This is a genomic window from Pseudomonas sp. ANT_J28, from assembly GCF_008370005.1.
Taxonomy (GTDB): domain Bacteria; phylum Pseudomonadota; class Gammaproteobacteria; order Pseudomonadales; family Pseudomonadaceae; genus Aquipseudomonas; species Aquipseudomonas frigoris.
Window position 1 is genome coordinate 45,999 of record NZ_VOBM01000022.1, and the last position, 17,121, is coordinate 63,119.

Sequence of the window (17,121 nt, forward strand, 5' to 3'; positions counted from 1 at the left end):
ATATGCGGCGCTGCTACTGGCCTCATCGCGAGCAAGCTCGCTCCCACAAGGGATCTGCGGCGTACACAAATCCAATGTGGGAGCGGGCTTGCCCGCGAAGGGGCCATAAGGATCAATAGAGATCTCCAGCGGTACTTGCATCTTCAGCCCCCCGCCCGCATAAATTGCTGCATGAATCTGCCAATCCCGACGGACAGCGCCCTGGCAGGCTTCCACCCCGCCGTCAGCGCCTGGTTCAGCAGCACCTTCCCGACGGTCACCGCCGCCCAGGCCCGGGCGTGGCCGTTGATCCGCCAGCACCGTTCGACCCTGGTCGCCGCACCCACGGGCTCCGGCAAGACCCTCACCGCATTCCTCGCGGTCATCGACGACCTGGTCCACCGCGCAATGGCCAACGGCGGCCATCTGCCGGATGAAACCCTGGTGGTCTACGTTTCGCCGCTAAAGGCCCTGTCCAACGACATCCAGATCAACCTGCAAGACCCGCTGGCCGGCATCACCGGGCAGTTACGCGCGATGGGCCTGCCCGAACTGCAGATCAACACCGCCGTGCGCACCGGCGATACGCCGCAAAAAGACCGCTCGGCGATGCGCAAGACCGCGCCGCATATTCTGGTGACCACCCCGGAATCCCTTTACGTGCTGCTCGGCTCCGACTCCGGTCGGCAAATGCTCAGTACCGCCCGCACGGTGATCGTCGACGAAATTCACGCGATCGCCGCCAGCAAACGCGGCAGTCACCTGGCCCTGAGCCTTGAGCGACTGCAAGCGTTGTGCGCGCAACCGCTGATGCGAATCGGCCTGTCTGCCACGCAAAAACCCATTGAAGCCGTCTCGCAATTTCTGGTTGGCCGTGGTCGCGCGTGCGAAATCATCGACATCGGCCACGCCCGCCCGCGGGATCTGGACATCGAAGTGCCGCCCGTGCCGTTGTCGGCGGTGATGGCCAACGACATCTGGGAACTGGTCTACGACCGCCTCGCCGCCCTCGCCCGCGAACACCGCACCACGCTGATTTTCGTCAACACCCGACGCCTCGCCGAACGCCTGAGCCGTCACTTGAGCGAACGCCTCGGCAAGAACGCGGTGGCCGCCCACCACGGCAGTCTGGCCAAGGAGTTTCGTCTCGACGCCGAACAGCGGCTCAAGCGCGGCGACCTGCAAGTGCTGATCGCCACAGCGTCCCTGGAACTGGGGATCGATATCGGCGATGTCGACCTGGTCTGCCAGATTGCTTCGCCACGCTCGATTGCCGGGTTCCTGCAACGGGTCGGCCGCTCCGGGCACCAGGTCGGCGGCACACCCAAGGGCCGTTTGTTCGCCACCACCCGTGACGACCTGATCGAATGCGCCGCCCTGCTCGATTGTGTGCGGCGCGGCGAACTCGACACCTTGCTGATCCCCAAGGCACCGCTGGAGGTCCTCGCGCAACAAATCATCGCCGAGGTGAGTTGCCAGGAATGGCAGGAGCAGGCGCTGCTGGAGATGTTCCGCAACGCCTCGCCCTACAGCGAACTCGACGAAAAACACTATCAAGCGCTGCTGCAAATGCTCGCCGAAGGCTACAACGGCCGCCTGGGCATCCGCAGCGCTTACCTGCACCGCGACGCCGTGACCCGCACCCTGCGCGGTCGCCGGGGCGCCAAACTGACCGCCGTGACCAGCGGCGGGACGATCCCGGACAACGCCGACTACAGCGTTTTACTCGAACCCCAAGGGCTGAACATCGGCAGCGTCAACGAAGACTTTGCGGTGGAAAGCATCGCCGGGGATGTCTTCCAATTGGGCAACACCTCCTACCGGATTCTGCGGGTCGAAACCGGCAAGGTCCGGGTCGAAGACGCTCAGGGCCAACCGCCGACCATTCCCTTCTGGCTCGGCGAAGCGCCGGGGCGCAGTGCGGAACTGTCGTTTGCCGTGGCCCGGCTGCAAGCGCAACTCGATGAGCTGCTCGGCGCCACACCCGGTCACTTGCAGCCCGCGATCGACTGGCTGACCGACACCCTCGGTCTGAACCTGGCCAGCGCCGAACAATTGGTCGATTACCTGGCCCGTGCGCGCCTGACATTGGGCGCCCTGCCGTCACAAGACACACTGCTGATGGAGCGCTTTTTCGACGAGTCCGGCGGCACGCAACTGATCATCCACACGCCGTTCGGCAGCCGCATCAATCGCGCCTGGGGCCTGACCCTGCGCAAGCGTTTTTGCCGCACCTTCAACTTCGAATTGCAGGCCGCCGCCAGCGAAGACGCCATCGTCCTGTCGCTGTCCACCAGCCACAGCTTTGAACTCGATGATGTATGGCGCTACCTGCACAGCAACAGCGCCGAGCACACCCTGATTCAAGCCGTGCTCGATGCGCCGCTGTTCGGTGTGCGCTGGCGCTGGAATGCCGGGGTCGCTCTGGCGCTGCCGCGCTACAGTGGCGGACGCAAAGTCCCACCGCAGATCCAGCGGATGAAAAGCGAAGACCTGATCGCCAGCGTGTTTCCCGACCAGATGGCCTGCGTGGAAAACCTCGCGGGCGAACGGGAAATTCCCGACCATCCACTGGTGGAACAAACCCTCGATGATTGCCTGCACGAGGCCATGGACTGCGAAGGCTGGCTGGCGTTGTTGCGGCGCATGGAACGGGGCGACATCCGCCTGATCAGCCGCGACCTGCCGGCGCCCTCGCCGCTGGCAGCGGAAATTCTCAGTGCCCGGCCTTACACCTTTCTCGATGATGCGCCGCTGGAAGAGCGCCGCACTCAAGCGGTACTCAACCGCCGCTGGAGCGATCCGCAGTCCACCGACGACCTCGGCGCGCTGGATGCGCAAGCGATTCAAGCCGTGCGCGAGGAAGCCTGGCCAACGCCGACTGGCGTCGATGAAATGCATGAAGCGTTGATGAGCCTCGCGTGCATCAGCGACGCCGAGGCCCAGGCCCATCCAGACTGGCTCGACTGGCTGAACGCCCTGGCCGACAGCGGTCGCGCCAGCCGCTTGCAAGTCAATGCCGGGCAAGCGCTATGGTTGGCCCTGGAGCGGCTGACTTGCCTGAACGCGATTTATCCACAAGCGATTTTGCAGCCACCGTTGGAGGCGTTGCCCGGGTTCGATGAAATCTGGACGGCGGACGAAGCGGTACTCGAAGTGATCCGTGCGCGGCTCAGCGCGTTCGGTCCGTTGCCGCTGAATGCGATTGCCGAACCGCTCGGTTTACCGGCGACTCAAGTCACCCAGGCGTTGGCGCAACTGGAACGCGAAGGCTATGTGTTGCGCGGTCAATTCACGCCCGGCACGACGGAGGAAGAATGGTGCGAGCGACACCTGCTGGCGCGGATTCACCGCTACACCGTCAAGCGTCTGCGGCGGGAAATCGATCCCGTGGCGTTGCAGGACTTCATGCGTTTCCTGTTCGACTGGCAGCATCTGTCCGCCGCGACCCAGGGTCAGGGCAACGCAGTGTTGCCCGCGATAGTCGGTCAGTTCGAAGGCTACCCCGTCGCCGCTTCAGCCTGGGACAGCGATATTTTGCCGGCGCGGGTCAAAGACTATTCGGCCAGTTGGCTGGATGACCTGTGTCGCAGCGGCAAACTGGTCTGGACACGGCTGACCGCGCGCAACAAGAGCGCCAGCACGGCGCTGCGCAGCACGCCGATTCTGCTATTGCCACGCAGTCAGGTCGGGTTGTGGAGCGGGTTGACCGAGCAGACGCCGGTCAGCGAACTGTCACCCAAAACGCAAAAAGTCTACGAAGCCCTGAGCCAACACGGTGCGCTGTTTTTCGATGAGCTGACTCACGAAGCCCACCTGCTGCGCTCGGAACTGGAAATCGCCTTGCAGGAACTCGTAGGCGCCGGGCTAGTGAACGCCGACAGCTTCGCCGGTCTGCGAGCCCTGATCACTCCGGCCAGCAAGCGACAGAATCGCAGCAGCCGACGCGGGCGCGGAGCGTTTGTCGGCGGGATGGACGATGCCGGGCGCTGGGCCTTGCTGCGACGCGGGGCGCAAGCTCCGGTTGTGGATAACAGACGACCGGCCCCGACGCCGACCGACACCCTTGAACATATCGCGATGACCTTGCTCCGGCGCTACGGCGTAGTGTTCTGGCGCTTGCTGGAACGTGAAGCGGATTGGCTGCCGAGCTGGCGGGAATTGCTGCGCACTTTCCATCGCCTGGAAGCTCGAGGCGAGATTCGCGGCGGGCGGTTTGTCAGTGGTTTGGCCGGTGAACAGTTTGCATTGCCCGAGGCCATTCCGTTACTGCGCGAAGTGCGGCGACGGCCGCATGACGGAAGTTTGATTGCCGTGTGCGGGGTTGATCCGCTGAACCTCGCCGGGACGCTTTTGCCTGGCGCGAAGGTGCCAGCGTTAGCGAGTAATCGATTGGTGTATCGCGATGGATTGCCCGCCGCTGCCGAGATTGCCGGCAAGCAGATTTTCTGGCTAGAGTTTGATCAGCAGACCAGTGCTGAGGTCCGTAGCAAACTGATCCAACATTGACGTTGCCTGGCCTGGCCCCTTCGCGAGCAAGCCCGCTCCCACATTTGATCGCATTCCCCCTGTGGGAGCGGGCTTGCTCTCGAAGGGGCCATCACTGCCAACAAAATTATTGAGTTCTCGGCTGATCGGGCAGGAACACTGATGAATGCTCCGATGCAAGCCCATCGCTTTGCGGCGGCTCAACAGCCTGTCGGGGCATCAAGACCTGCTGTGGATAAGTCTGCGCGAAATGCACCCACGGGCTGTTATCCACAAGCTTTTTCAAACGCTGGTTGAACGCCCGACTCACTGCGTATTGTCCACCCGACACGGTGCGGAACTGTGCCGTCAGCACCACGCCGTTGAGGTCCATCTTGTCGACACCAAACACATCCAGCGGCCCTTGCAGGTTGTACTTGAGGAACGCATCGTCGCGGATGGAGTCCCCGGCCTCGCGGATCAACTCGATAGCCTTGTCGACATCGGTGTCGTAAGTGAATTGCACCGAAAAGAACGCATAGGCGAATTGCCGCGATTGATTGGTCACGGCCTTGATCTGCCCGAACGGCACCGAGTGCACAAACCCCTTGCCGTCGCGCAGGCGCAAAGTGCGGATGGTCAGGCCTTCAACGGTGCCGGCGTGGCCAGAGTCGAGCACGACCCAATCGCCAATCGACAACGTGTCTTCGATGATGATGAACAACCCGGTGATCACGTCCTGCACCAATTGTTGGGAACCGAAACCGATCGCCAGCCCTACGACACCGGCACCGGCCAGAAAGGGTGCAACGTTGATCCCCAGGTTGGCCATGGTGGTGATGGCGCAGATCACCACCAGGATGATTTTTATTGCGTTGCGCAGCAGCGGCAGGATGGTTTTGGTTCGGGTACTGGGTTGGCGCGCCGAGCGTTTGTTAACGGGTGGCTTCAGGGCTTCCTGAATCGCCGTGTCCAACACCACCCAGCCCATCCAGGTCACCAGGAAAATCAAACCGATACGGCTCAGGGAATCGCTGATCGCCCGGCCGACCGAATTGCTCACCGCAAACTCGAACAGCGACACGCCCCAGATGCGCCCCAGGACATCGATGAACACAATCGCCAGGGCGATGCGCAGCAACGCATGCGAAAGGCTGAGAAAGCGCTCTTTGTAGGCACTGCTGCGGCGTACGGCCAACTCACTGCGCGACTTGAACAGGTGATGAAGCGACGTGCTGAGAAACACCATCGCAATCAGCAACACCGTGGTAAACAGCGCACAGCGCAGTACTTTCTGGTTGTCATCGCCGATGCCGATCAGATTGATCACCGACACCAGCACCATCAACAGAATCGGCCAGTACCAGAGCCCGGAAAAGATCCGCAACATTTCACGCAAGGCCGGCTGACTGAGGCGCTGGGCCAACGGCAAAATGCGGATCAGATGGGCGACCGGACGGCGCATCTTGATCACTAAAAAGCCAAAGGTGATCGAGGCCGCCACCCCAGTGAACACCGCGATACTGCTGGTGAGATTGCCGCCGAGCAGGCGGGCGATCTGCGGGCTGGTCAAGGCGTCGCTCAGGGCCACGAGGAAGCCCATCAAAAACAGCGATCGTGGGCTGTACTGACGAATAATCTGCACCGCCCGGCGCTTGTGGCCGGCGTTGAACAGCACCACCAGCGACAACAGCAACGACGCGGCAAAAATGCCGCTGCTGGTGGCATAGGCGAAACACAATGCCAGCGCCCGGCCGGCGGACACTTGAAGGAAGTGGCTGACATACAGCGTCAGCGGCAGGCTGATCAACGCCGGGACCGTGTAGGGCAACACATAACCCAGTAATGCCTGTCCGCGCTCGCGAGTGAGCAGCAGGCGGTTTTGGCACAGACGTTTGGCGAGCAGTCCTCCCAGCAGCCAGAGCAGCGCAAAGACGCCCATCCACACACCGGACAACAGCAGGAAATCCCCCGCCACGCTCCAGCTCGAACGGGCCGAAGGACGATTGACCAGTTGATCCACCTCAACCGCCGCCCGGTCTGCACGCAGACGCCAGGCGTCGAGCAAGTCCTCGTTGAGATCGAGTTTGCTCTGGACGTCCTCAATGCTCGAACTGATGGCACCCAGTAAACCACCCTGTACCAGCGGTTCGGGGTGTGTCAGTGGTGTCGTGGCCGTGGCCGCCGCCGGCACACCCAGTAGTGCGGCGGCCTCCAGCTCGTTGCTGCCCAGAATCAGCAACGCCCCCAGTAGTATCGCGGTCTTGAACTTGAACAAACGCGGCGCTCCTGCGAAAGGGTCTGTAAGGAACTGATCGGGGAATTGTAGGCAAGTTCGGTTTTTGGCTGAAATCAAGGGCCACCCCTCTATTTTTCCGCACAACCCAAACCCGGACACTGCGCTCCATCAATTAATCGACCGAAGTTGTAGCCATGCCCATGCCCATGGCCTTGCTTGCGCAGCCCTTCAGCGCAATCGCCATCCTGTCAGGCACGGCCCGAGTGATCGCCGGACACTGATAGCTGCTTTAACCATCCGTACTCCCATCGAAACTTTCTCGCACGCCTCGCAGTCATCAAAAGACAGGGCAGTCCGAGAACCATTAGACGGGAGGCGATATGGCGGCGATTCACATCGGTATTTCAGGCTGGCGCTACACGCCTTGGCGGGGGGATTTCTACCCGAAGGGGCTGACCCACAAGCGCGAATTGCAATTCGCCTCACGGGCGGTCAACAGCATCGAAATCAATGGATCGTTTTACGCCCTGCAACGGCCAGAACGTTATGCCCAGTGGTACACCGAAACCCCGAGGGGCTTCGTTTTCAGCGTCAAAGCCCCGCGTTTCATCACCCACATCAGGCGACTGCGGGACGTCCATGAACCCCTGGCAAATTTCTTTGCATCCGGGGTGCTGGAACTTAAAGAAAAACTCGGCCCGATCCTCTGGCAATTCCCGCCCAACTTCAAATTCGATGCCGATCTGTTCGAAACCTTTCTTGAGCAGTTGCCGCACAACACCGAAGAGGCCGCCACCCTCGCCCGCCAGCATGATTCGCACGTGAACGGTCACGCCAGCCTGAAGGCCTACGGGAAAAAGCCTTTGCGCCATGCCGTAGAAATCAGAAACGAGAGCTTCGTCGACCCGGCCTTCATCCGCCTGCTCAAACGCTATAACGCGGCCCTCGTCATCGCCGACACCGCCGGTAAATGGCCGTACCGCGAAGACCTCACCAGCGACTTCGTCTACCTGCGCCTGCACGGTGCCGAAGAACTCTATGCCAGCGGTTACACCCCCGAGGCGCTGAAACGCTGGGGCGACCGGATCGAGGCCTGGCATCACGGCCAGCAACCGAGCGACGCGCAATTGATCGCGCCCCGGCAGAAACCCAAGGCGCGCAAATCCCGTGAGGTGTTTTGCTACTTCGACAACGACATCAAAGTTCGCGCGCCCTTCGATGCCCGCCGCTTGCTGGAGCGCTTTCATCTGGATAAGGACCTCGCCACCCGTCCCGGTGAACGGGTCGCCGAGGGGGTGCTGTCATGAGCATTTCCGAACCGGTCGGCACCACCGACGAACAGCAACCCATCATCACCGCCGTGCGCCGCTTTACCGTGCTGACGGTCAACACGCACAAGGGGTTCACCGCGCTCAACCGGCGCTTCATCCTGCCCGAATTGCGCGAAGCGGTGCGCAGCGTGTCCGCCGACGTGGTGTTTTTGCAGGAAGTCCACGGCACCCACGAGCATCATCCCCAGCGCTACAGCAATTGGCCGGCGATACCGCAATACGAATTCCTCGCCGACACCCTGTGGCCGCAGTTCGCCTATGGACGCAATGCGGTCTATCCAGCGGGCGATCATGGTAATGCGCTGCTGTCGAAATTCCAGATCATTCGCCACGACAACCTCGACGTTTCCATCAGCGGTCACGAGAGCCGCGGCATCCTGCATTGCGTGCTGCGCCTGCCCGGTGACGGCCAGGAAGTGCATGCCATTTGTGTGCATCTGGGTCTTCGCGAAACCCACCGGACCGAACAACTCAAGTTGTTGGCCCAGTGCCTCGAAGAACTGCCCAGCGATGCCCCGGTGATCGTTGCCGGTGACTTCAACGACTGGCGCCAGCGCGCCGACGCACTGCTCAAACCCAGCGGTCTGCGGGAGGTTTTCGCCGAACTCCACGGCAAACCAGCGCGCAGTTTTCCAGCGCGCTTGCCAGCGCTGCGCCTCGATCGCATCTACGTGCGCAACCTCAAGGCCAGTCAGCCGCAAGTGCTGGCCGCGCGACCCTGGTCACACCTTTCCGACCATGCACCACTATCGGTGGAGATCGAGCTATGAGCAGCCCATCGATGGATAAAACCCATGTGGAGCACTTATCCACGACCCCGGCGATTCGTGAGCCGGGGGTGGTCGACGTCGAATATGGCTGGCAAGGCAACAACCGCGTAGAGCTGCTGGAAAACGGCGAAGCGTATTTCCCTCGGGTGTTCGAGGCCATGCGTCAGGCCAAGACTGAAATCCTGCTGGAAACCTTCATTGTGTTCGAGGACAAGGTCGGTAACGAGCTGCAGGACGTACTGCTCGCCGCCGCTCAACGCGGCGTGCGGATCACCGTCAGTCTCGATGGCTTTGGCTGCGGTGAACTGAGCACGGGATACCTCGCCGCCCTGAGCGAGGCCGGTGTGCGCATCCAGATTTTCGACCCTGCGCCCAAACACCTGGGCATCCGCACCAACTGGTTCCGCCGCCTGCACCGCAAGATCGTGGTGGTCGACGGCACGATTGCGTTCATCGGCGGCATCAACTTTTCTGCCGACCATCTGGCTGACTTCGGTCCTGAGGCCAAGCAGGATTATTCCGTTGAAGTGCAAGGCCCGGCGGTGGCCGACATCCATCACTTCGCCTTGCTGCAATGCGGCCGCCCGGCCCGGGCCAAATACTGGTGGCAACGCCGCAGGCAACGGCGCTCGGAGCTGGCGTTCACCGATCATGACGGCCAGGTTCGCCTGGTGTACCGCGACAATGGCGAGCACCCGACCGACATCGAAGAGGTGTACCGACAGGTGCTGCGCAGTGCCCAGCGCCGGGTGGTGATCGCTAATGCCTACTTCTTTCCGGGCTATCGCCTGCTGCGCGAGATCCGCAACGCGGCGCGTCGTGGCATTGATGTGCGACTGATCCTGCAAGGTCAGCCCGATATGCTGGCGGCCAAACTCGCCGCGCGCATGACCTATGACTATCTGCTCAAATCCGGCGTGCAGATTTACGAATACTGCGACCGTCCGCTGCACGGCAAAGTCGCGCTGGTGGATGAGGATTGGAGCACGGTCGGTTCGAGCAACCTCGACCCACTGAGCCTGTCCTTGAACCTGGAAGCCAATGTGTTGATCCGCGATCGCGCCTTCAACCGCGACCTGTTCGAGCGCCTCGAGGACCTGAGTAACCACCACTGCAAGGCGATGTGCGCAGACAAGGCCCCGCGCGGGCGGGTCTGGCACATGACCGTCGGTTTTCTGGTGTTTCACTTTCTGCGGCACTTCCCCGCCTGGGCCGGTTGGTTGCCGGCGCATAAACCGCGCCTGAAACCTTTTAACCATTCCGCCGGGAGTGACACCTGATGAGCCACTCTGATACACAACCGGCGACCCACGCCGACAACCCGACCAAATCCCGCTGGAGCCGCTGGAAACGGCCCCTGACAATGCTGTTTTTCCTGGCGCTGATCGTGCTGTTCACGATGCTTGCCCAGCGCATTGAATGGGATGAAGTGTTCGACACCTTGGCCGATTTCAAAGTGCGCACGCTGATCATCGCATCCTGCCTGACCTTGGTGAGCTTTCTGGTCTACGCCTGTTTCGATCTGATCGGCCGTACCTACATTCGCCAGGACCTGACGTGGAAGCAGATCCTGCCGGTGGGGATTATCAGCTATGCCTTCAACCTCAACCTGAGTGCCTGGGTCGGCGGTATTGCCATGCGTTATCGGCTGTATTCGCGACTCGGGGTGAGCAAGGGCAACATCGCGAAAATTCTCGGGTTGAGCCTCGCGACAAACTGGTTCGGTTACATGGTGATTGCCGGTGCGGTGTTCAGCAGCGGGCTGGTGCGAATGCCGCCAGGCTGGAAGCTGAGCAGCGGCGCCTTGCAAGGTGTGGGCGTGTTGTTGCTGCTGGTGAGTGCGGGGTATCTGGCAGCGTGTCAGTTTTCCAAGCGTCGGGAATGGGCGATACGAGGAGTGGAAATCGACCTGCCGTCCCTGCGCATGGCAGTGCTGCAACTGGCCCTCGGGGCGCTGAACTGGTCGCTGATGGCGGCAGTGATTTTCACCTTGCTGCCGAGCAAGCTGGATTACCCGCTGGTGCTTGGGGTGTTGTTGATCAGCGCGATTGCCGGGGTCATCACGCACATTCCTGCCGGGCTTGGCGTGCTGGAAGCGGTGTTCGTGGCGCTGCTGCAACATGAAGTATCCCGAGGCAGCCTGGTGGCCGGATTGCTGGCGTATCGGGCGATCTATTTCATCTTGCCGCTACTGATTACCCTGGTGATGTACCTGATCGTGGAAGCCAAGGCCAAGTCGTTGCGGATCGAGAAGAAACCGAGGCATTAACAGTCCGTATTTTCACGATGACTGAATAATGCTCAACCGCTCGCCCACCACCATTTCGGTGATCCAGCCCACCAGGATCGAGGTGTACGCCTGTTGCGACACAGGCTCACTCAAGGCGTGATCGGCGCCGTCGATAATCCGGTGGGTCAGCGAGTGAGTCTGCTGACAGGCCGCGCGGTAACTCATGATGGTTGCGTGGGGCACATGGTCGTCGGTCTCCGATTCAACCAGCAGCACATCCCCGGTAAATTGCGAACAGGCATGCAGTGCCCGATTGCTGTCGGCGCGCACTAACGTGCGGCGGTAATCACGTAAATCGAGCTTATCCAGGTCACGTTTGGGCGTGTGCCATTGATCATCGCGATACAGCGCCGGCACCCGCAGCGCCAGCCAGCGCACCGGACGTAATGACGTCAGGATCGAGGCCAGGTAACCGCCATAACTGGTGCCGACCACGGCAATCGCCGATGTATCGAGCGCGGGGTGCGCGAGCAAGCGGTCATACGCCGCCAGCAAGTCGCGCAGGTTGTCTTCGCGCGTGACGCGACTTAGCGCAATTCCGGCCCCGCCGGTATGTCCGCGCAAGTCGAACGTCAGGCACACGCAACCCAAACCGGCGATGCCTTTGGCCCGCTCCAGGTCTCGCTCCTGACTGCCGCCCCAACCGTGCACAAAGAGCACGCCGGGGACTTTCGATTTGGGACTGAGAAAAGTCCCGACCATCTGTTCATCGTCGATGTCGATTTGAATGGTTTCGCTTCTAGCCGTCATAGGATTTAACCGTTACGTACTTGAGAAGAAAGTCACTGTTTTGCGCCGGCCCGCGATACACCTCGATGGCGTCCGCCGGAAGCGGCTGGTCGATGTAGGTCTCGACCGACGACACGCGAATGGCGCGCATCCCGGAGTCGTTGACGAAGCTTTGCAAGGCGGCCACTTCGGCGCTGCTGGCACCGCCCATCCGCCAGGACTGCTCGAGCACACCGCTGCGCTGCTTGCCATTACTGTCGACACCTTGGGCGATGTCGTAGTTGCGCCGCGAGGCGTAGAAACCGGGATAAGCCTCATCCGCGGCACGGTCGAACACTTGCGCCTGGCGGATCGCCAGCCGCACATCGTCCGGTAGTTCCAGTTCGAGCAGATCATCGTAGTGACCTCGCACCACCAGCAGGTTGGACCCTCCATAAACCTGCTCGCCCTGACCGTCTTCGGTCAAGTATTGATCACCGCAATAACTCAGCACCGTGTCGCCGATAAAGCTCTGACCGACGCTGTGGGTGATCACTTGGTCCAGGTCCTGCTCCAGCACCACACCTTCGGTGAACAGCGCATTGGCCTCGGGTCTGGCGAGAATGGCATCGAACTGGTCGAGGCTTTTGATCACTTCCTGACCGCGTCCGGCGCAGGCATGAATCGGCTTGATGCGGATAGGGCCGCTGTAGAGCAGATGCTCCGCCGCAGGACGCGCATCGGCCATGGAAAAAACACTGAGGCCGTCGAGCACCACGCTGCGCACCCGTTCGGAAAACAACGGTGACCAGCCTTCCGGTGCGTGAGCATCTTTGTTGCGCAGCCCGTGACTGATGGCTTTGGTACAGATGAAATCATGGTCGACGTAACCGCCCCATAAATCCTCCGGCCCCTTGACGCCCAATTGCCGGGCGGCAGCGACGCCAACAAGCGTCTGGGTCGGCAACAGATAAAGGTCTCGACCGTTGTGCAGTTCGGGGTCGTAACTGCCGCCGTATTTAAGCCCCAGGATCTGCGCCAGCCAACGGGCCAGCGCACGATTGGTTTCCACTTCGTGCAATGGAGCCTCGGGGCGCACGGAGTGGGCGACCACCAGCTTTTTGCGATTTGTTGGGGTCATGCGTCCCCCTTCAATCTGCGCTTGATGAATGTGGTTGAAGGGGTGCAGAGATCAGGCCAAGGGGGACCGAAGACAAACGCTTTTCAAATCAGCCAGTTGCGAAAAACATGTGGCACCCTGCCTGTTTGATTCTGCACGACAAGCGTTTCAACTCTGGCATTTTGCACGACTGGCGCTCAGCCCTGACTCGCTCCCACCCCAAACCGTGTCCGGTAATCACTCGGCGCCAACCCTGTAATTTTCTTGAACGTCGCCCGAAAGGCACTCGGATCCTGATACCCCACCGTCCAGGCAATGTGATCGATGGTGCCGTTGGTGAACTCGAGCATTTCCCGGGCTTTGCCGACCCGCAGGTGCTGGCAGTACTCGGTGGGTTTGAGTCCGGTTGCCGCACGAAATCGACGCAGGAACGTGCGCTCTTCCAGCCCTGCCCGCTCGGCCATCGTCGCCAGCGACACATCGGTCGCTCCGGTGCTTTGCAGCCAATGCTGGACCTTGAGAATCGAAGCATCGCCATGGCTGAGGATGGGCGAAAAATTGCTGCCGCATTCACTCGCGCTGTCGCTGTGTTCCACCACCAGAAACCGCGCGGTGCTGGTGGCGATGCTCGGCCCCAGCAGACGGTTGACCAGACGCAAGCCCAGTTCGGACCAGGCCATCAGCCCGGCGGTCGTGATCAGATCGCCATCGTCAACAATGGGTGTGTCAGCCTTGAGCTTGATCGCCGGGTAACGCTCGGCGAAGGCTTTAGCCGAGGTCCAGTGGGTAGTGGCGCTACGGCCGTCGAGCAGGCCGCTCTCGGCCAACAGAATCGACCCCACACAAACCCCGCCGAGTGTCGCGCCATTGGCGTGTTGCAGACGCAGCCAGCGAATCAGCCGCTGCGGTGCCTGGCCTTCGGAAAAACCGGCAATAGACGGCGGGATCAACACCGCCACCAACGCGCCGTCCGCAGCGGGATGACTGTCGTAGACCCGCTCGGGCGTCTGATCGCCGTCAACCTGCCAATGGCTGACCCGCAGCAACGGCAACTGCGCCGTCTGATGCTCGGCGGCAATCCGGTTTGCCACCCCGATCAAGTCCGTCAACCCATGCACCGCCGCCATCTGCGCGCCGGGGTAGATCAGCACGCCCAGTTCGGCGATTGCCCTTTCTGCGTCCATTGTCAGTTTTCCCCCTTCTATTGTCGGTGCGGCCAATCCTCGGACGGCCTGCCAGACCCAATACTACATTCCACACCAAGAAGCACTTCGAGGAAACAGTCATGGTCAAGCAAGCACTCATCGTAGTTGATATCCAAAACGACTACTTCCCTCAAGGCAAGTGGCCGCTGGTCGGCGCCGATGCCGCGGCGGACAACGCCGTTCGTCTGCTCAAAGCCTTCCGCGATGCCGGTGATTCGGTGGTGCACATCCGCCACGAATTCACCTCCGACGAAGCGCCCTTTTTCACTCCGGGCTCCGAAGGCGCGAAGCTGCACCCTAAAGTTCTCAACCGCGCCGACGAACCGGTCGTGCTCAAACACTTCGTAAACTCGTTCCGCGAAACCGAACTACAGCCAATCCTCGACGAGCAAGGCATCAAGGAACTGGTCGTCGTCGGCAGCATGAGCCACATGTGTGTCGACGGCATCACCCGCGCGGCTGCCGACATGGGCTATACCGTCACGGTGATTCATGACGCCTGTGCCTCCCGTGATCTGGAGTTCAACGGCGTCACCGTTCCGGCAGCCCATGTGCACGCCGCGTTCATGTCGGCCCTGGGCTTCGCCTATGCAAGCGTAGTGTCCACTGACGAGTTCCTGGCGGCGCATCACTGATCAACGCTTCTGCGTCAGGGGCTGCAATCCGACGTTCCCGAAACAAAGAAGGCCAGTCGCGTGCGCACGTGACTGGCCTTTTTTCTGAGACTTACGGCCAAAAAGCCGGATAATGGCGGCCAAATCGTCTAGCCGTTATTCTGGTAATCCCCCATGGAAATCAAGGTCAACTTTCTCGACAACCTTCGACTTGAAGCCAAGTTCGACGACTTCACGGTGGTGGCCGATCAACCTATCCGCTACAAGGGCGATGGCTCGGCACCGGGTCCGTTCGACTACTTCCTGGCTTCGTCGGCGTTGTGCGCGGCTTATTTCGTGAAGCTGTACTGCGACACTCGCAGTATTCCCACCGAAAACATCCGCCTGTCGCAGAACAACATTGTTGACCCGGAAAACCGATACAACCAGATTTTCAAGATCCAGGTCGAGTTGCCGGCGGATATTTCCGACAAGGACCGCCAGGGCATCCTGCGTTCCATCGACCGGTGTACCGTGAAAAAAGTGGTGCAAGCCGGGCCTGAGTTTGTGATCGAAGAGGTGGAAAACCTCGACGCCGATGCCCAAGCGTTGCTGATGCCTGCTTCTACCTCAGAGGCGAGCACGTATATTGCGGGCAAGGATCTGCCGCTGGAGCAGACCATCGCCAATATGTCGGCCATTCTGGCGGACCTGGGCATGAAGATTGAAATCGCCTCGTGGCGCAATATCGTGCCCAACGTGTGGTCGCTGCATATCCGCGATGCGCACTCGCCGATGTGCTTTACCAACGGCAAGGGCGCGACCAAGGAAGGCGCGCTGGCGTCGGCGTTGGGCGAGTTTATCGAGCGACTCAACTGCAACTTCTTCTACAACGACCAGTTCTGGGGCGAAGAGATCGCCAACGCGCCGTTTGTGCATTACCCGGATGAACGCTGGTTCAAGCCTGGCCGTAAAGATGAACTGCCGGCCGAAATCCTCGACGAATACTGCCTGAAGATTTACAACCGCGACGGCGAGTTGCGTGGTTCCCACCTGATCGACACCAACTCGGGCAATGAAGAGCGCGGCATCTGCTCGCTGCCATACGTGCGCCAGTCGGACGGCGAAGTGGTGTATTTCCCGTCCAACCTGATTGAAAACCTGTTCCTGAGCAACGGCATGAGTGCTGGCAACACGCTGGCCGAAGCCCAGGTGCAATGCCTGTCGGAGATCTTCGAGCGTGCGGTAAAACGCGAAATCATCGAAGGTGAATTTGCACTGCCGGATGTGCCCGCCGATGTGCTGGCGAAGTACCCCGGAATACTGGCCGGGATTCAGGCGCTGGAAGAGCAAGGGTTCCCCGTATTGGTGAAGGATGCGTCCCTGGGCGGTGAATTCCCGGTGATGTGCGTCACCTTGATGAACCCGCGTACCGGCGGTGTGTTCGCCTCGTTCGGCGCGCACCCGAGCCTGGAAGTGGCGCTGGAGCGCAGCCTGACCGAATTGCTCCAGGGCCGCAGCTTCGAAGGCCTCAACGACTTGCCCCAGCCGACGTTTGAAGGCCATGCGGTGACCGAGCCGAATAACTTCGTCGAGCACTTCATCGATTCCAGCGGCGTGGTGTCGTGGCGCTTCTTCAGCTCCAAGTCCGATTACGAATTCGTGGAGTGGGACTTCTCCGGCCAGGGTGAAAACTCGAATGCCGAAGAAGCCGCGACCTTGTTCGGCATTCTCGAAGGCATGGGCAAAGAAGTGTATATGGCGGTGTATGAGCACATTGGTGCAACGGCGTGCCGCATCCTGGTGCCGGACTATTCGGAGATCTATCCGGTAGACGATCTGATCTGGGATAACACCAACAAAGCGCTGTTCTTCCGCGCCGATATCCTGAACCTGCATCGCCTGGACGAAGACGAACTGCGAGCGTTGGTTGAGCGTCTGGTGGAAAGTGAGCTGGATGACTACACCGACATCACTTCCTTGATCGGCATCGAATTTGACGACAATACGGCCTGGGGTCAGCTGACCATCCTGGAGTTGAAGCTGCTGATTTATCTCGCCTTGCAGCAATTTGAAGAGGCGAAAGAGGCAGTTGAGATGTTCCTTCAGTACAACGACAACACGGTTGAGCGTGGCTTGTTCTACCAGGCCGTGAACGTGGTGCTGGAGATGAAGCTGGACGAAGACCTGGAGCTGGAAGACTACGAGGCCAACTTCCGCCGGATGTTTGGCAACGAGCGGACGGATGCAGCGATCGGATCGGTGGACGGCAGCGTACGCTTCCATGGCTTGACGCCGACCAGCATGAAACTGGAGGGGCTCGACAGGCACCTGCGGTTGATCGATAGCTATAAGAAACTGCACTCGGCGCGAGCCAATGTGACTGCTTTATCCAGTTAACAGCGCCCACAAAAAAGCG

General features: G+C 60.7%; 11 protein-coding genes. 7 read left to right on the top strand and 4 right to left on the bottom strand.

Going from position 1 to position 17,121, the window contains the following annotated elements:
* The first annotated feature begins 171 nt into the window (after positions 1–171).
* Positions 172–4,488: a DEAD/DEAH box helicase gene (locus FQ187_RS16825; RefSeq protein WP_149630363.1), complete on the top strand. Its 4,317-nt coding sequence runs from the start codon at positions 172–174 to the stop codon at positions 4,486–4,488.
* A 106-nt stretch (positions 4,489–4,594) separates the two neighbouring features.
* On the opposite strand, the gene FQ187_RS16830 is transcribed toward FQ187_RS16825, so the two are convergent.
* A complete protein-coding gene (locus FQ187_RS16830) occupies positions 4,595–6,724 on the bottom strand; it encodes a mechanosensitive ion channel family protein (protein WP_149630364.1) in 2,130 nt (709 codons plus the stop codon).
* A gap of 341 nt (positions 6,725–7,065) precedes the next feature.
* Between FQ187_RS16830 and FQ187_RS16835 the strand changes: the two genes are divergently transcribed.
* The 4 genes from FQ187_RS16835 to FQ187_RS16850 are packed head-to-tail and all read left to right on the top strand — an operon-like array spanning position 7,066 to position 11,055.
* On the top strand, positions 7,066–7,992 hold the full coding sequence (locus FQ187_RS16835; RefSeq protein ID WP_149630365.1) for a DUF72 domain-containing protein: 927 nt from the start codon (positions 7,066–7,068) through the stop codon (positions 7,990–7,992).
* Positions 7,989–8,786, top strand: a complete 798-nt coding sequence (locus tag FQ187_RS16840) for an endonuclease/exonuclease/phosphatase family protein (protein ID WP_149630366.1) — start codon at positions 7,989–7,991, stop codon at positions 8,784–8,786. The genes FQ187_RS16835 and FQ187_RS16840 overlap by 4 nt, the downstream gene beginning before the upstream one ends.
* A complete protein-coding gene (gene clsB / locus FQ187_RS16845; protein WP_149630367.1) occupies positions 8,783–10,066 on the top strand; it encodes a cardiolipin synthase ClsB in 1,284 nt (427 codons plus the stop codon). Before FQ187_RS16840 ends, clsB begins: the two co-directional genes overlap by 4 nt.
* On the top strand, positions 10,066–11,055 hold the full coding sequence (locus FQ187_RS16850; RefSeq protein WP_149630368.1) for a lysylphosphatidylglycerol synthase domain-containing protein: 990 nt from the start codon (positions 10,066–10,068) through the stop codon (positions 11,053–11,055). The genes clsB and FQ187_RS16850 overlap by 1 nt, the downstream gene beginning before the upstream one ends.
* Before the next feature lie 12 nt (positions 11,056–11,067).
* Here the strand turns inward: FQ187_RS16850 and FQ187_RS16855 are convergent, their stop codons facing one another.
* The 3 genes from FQ187_RS16855 to FQ187_RS16865 all read right to left on the bottom strand — a co-directional run bounded on the left by FQ187_RS16855 (position 11,068) and on the right by FQ187_RS16865 (position 14,088).
* A complete protein-coding gene (locus tag FQ187_RS16855) occupies positions 11,068–11,826 on the bottom strand; it encodes a S9 family peptidase (protein WP_149630369.1) in 759 nt (252 codons plus the stop codon).
* Positions 11,816–12,925, bottom strand: a complete 1,110-nt coding sequence (locus tag FQ187_RS16860; protein ID WP_149630370.1) for a DUF3182 family protein — start codon at positions 12,923–12,925, stop codon at positions 11,816–11,818. Before FQ187_RS16860 ends, FQ187_RS16855 begins: the two co-directional genes overlap by 11 nt.
* Before the next feature lie 176 nt (positions 12,926–13,101).
* Complete coding sequence (locus FQ187_RS16865) at positions 13,102–14,088, bottom strand: GlxA family transcriptional regulator (protein WP_149630371.1); 987 nt, start codon at positions 14,086–14,088, stop codon at positions 13,102–13,104.
* A 101-nt stretch (positions 14,089–14,189) separates the two neighbouring features.
* Here FQ187_RS16865 and FQ187_RS16870 point away from each other — a divergent pair, with 101 nt between their 5' ends.
* Together FQ187_RS16870 and FQ187_RS16875 are read left to right on the top strand one after the other, a co-directional pair.
* A complete protein-coding gene (locus tag FQ187_RS16870) occupies positions 14,190–14,744 on the top strand; it encodes a cysteine hydrolase family protein (RefSeq protein WP_149630372.1) in 555 nt (184 codons plus the stop codon).
* Between the two features lie 153 nt (positions 14,745–14,897).
* Positions 14,898–17,102 carry an OsmC domain/YcaO domain-containing protein gene (locus FQ187_RS16875; RefSeq protein WP_149630373.1) on the top strand — a complete coding sequence of 735 codons (2,205 nt, stop codon included), beginning with the start codon at positions 14,898–14,900 and terminating at the stop codon, positions 17,100–17,102.
* Positions 17,103–17,121 lie beyond the last annotated feature (19 nt).

Coding starts and splice junctions, on each gene's coding strand:
- FQ187_RS16870 (WP_149630372.1), top strand. CDS start 14,190: ATGGTCAAGCAAGCACTCATCGTAGTTGATATCCAAAACGACTACTTC.
- FQ187_RS16825 (WP_149630363.1), top strand. CDS start 172: ATGAATCTGCCAATCCCGACGGACAGCGCCCTGGCAGGCTTCCACCCC.
- FQ187_RS16840 (WP_149630366.1), top strand. CDS start 7,989: ATGAGCATTTCCGAACCGGTCGGCACCACCGACGAACAGCAACCCATC.
- FQ187_RS16875 (WP_149630373.1), top strand. CDS start 14,898: ATGGAAATCAAGGTCAACTTTCTCGACAACCTTCGACTTGAAGCCAAG.
- FQ187_RS16850 (WP_149630368.1), top strand. CDS start 10,066: ATGAGCCACTCTGATACACAACCGGCGACCCACGCCGACAACCCGACC.
- FQ187_RS16835 (WP_149630365.1), top strand. CDS start 7,066: ATGGCGGCGATTCACATCGGTATTTCAGGCTGGCGCTACACGCCTTGG.
- FQ187_RS16860 (WP_149630370.1), bottom strand. CDS start 12,925: ATGACCCCAACAAATCGCAAAAAGCTGGTGGTCGCCCACTCCGTGCGC.
- FQ187_RS16865 (WP_149630371.1), bottom strand. CDS start 14,088: ATGGACGCAGAAAGGGCAATCGCCGAACTGGGCGTGCTGATCTACCCC.
- FQ187_RS16855 (WP_149630369.1), bottom strand. CDS start 11,826: ATGACGGCTAGAAGCGAAACCATTCAAATCGACATCGACGATGAACAG.
- clsB (WP_149630367.1), top strand. CDS start 8,783: ATGAGCAGCCCATCGATGGATAAAACCCATGTGGAGCACTTATCCACG.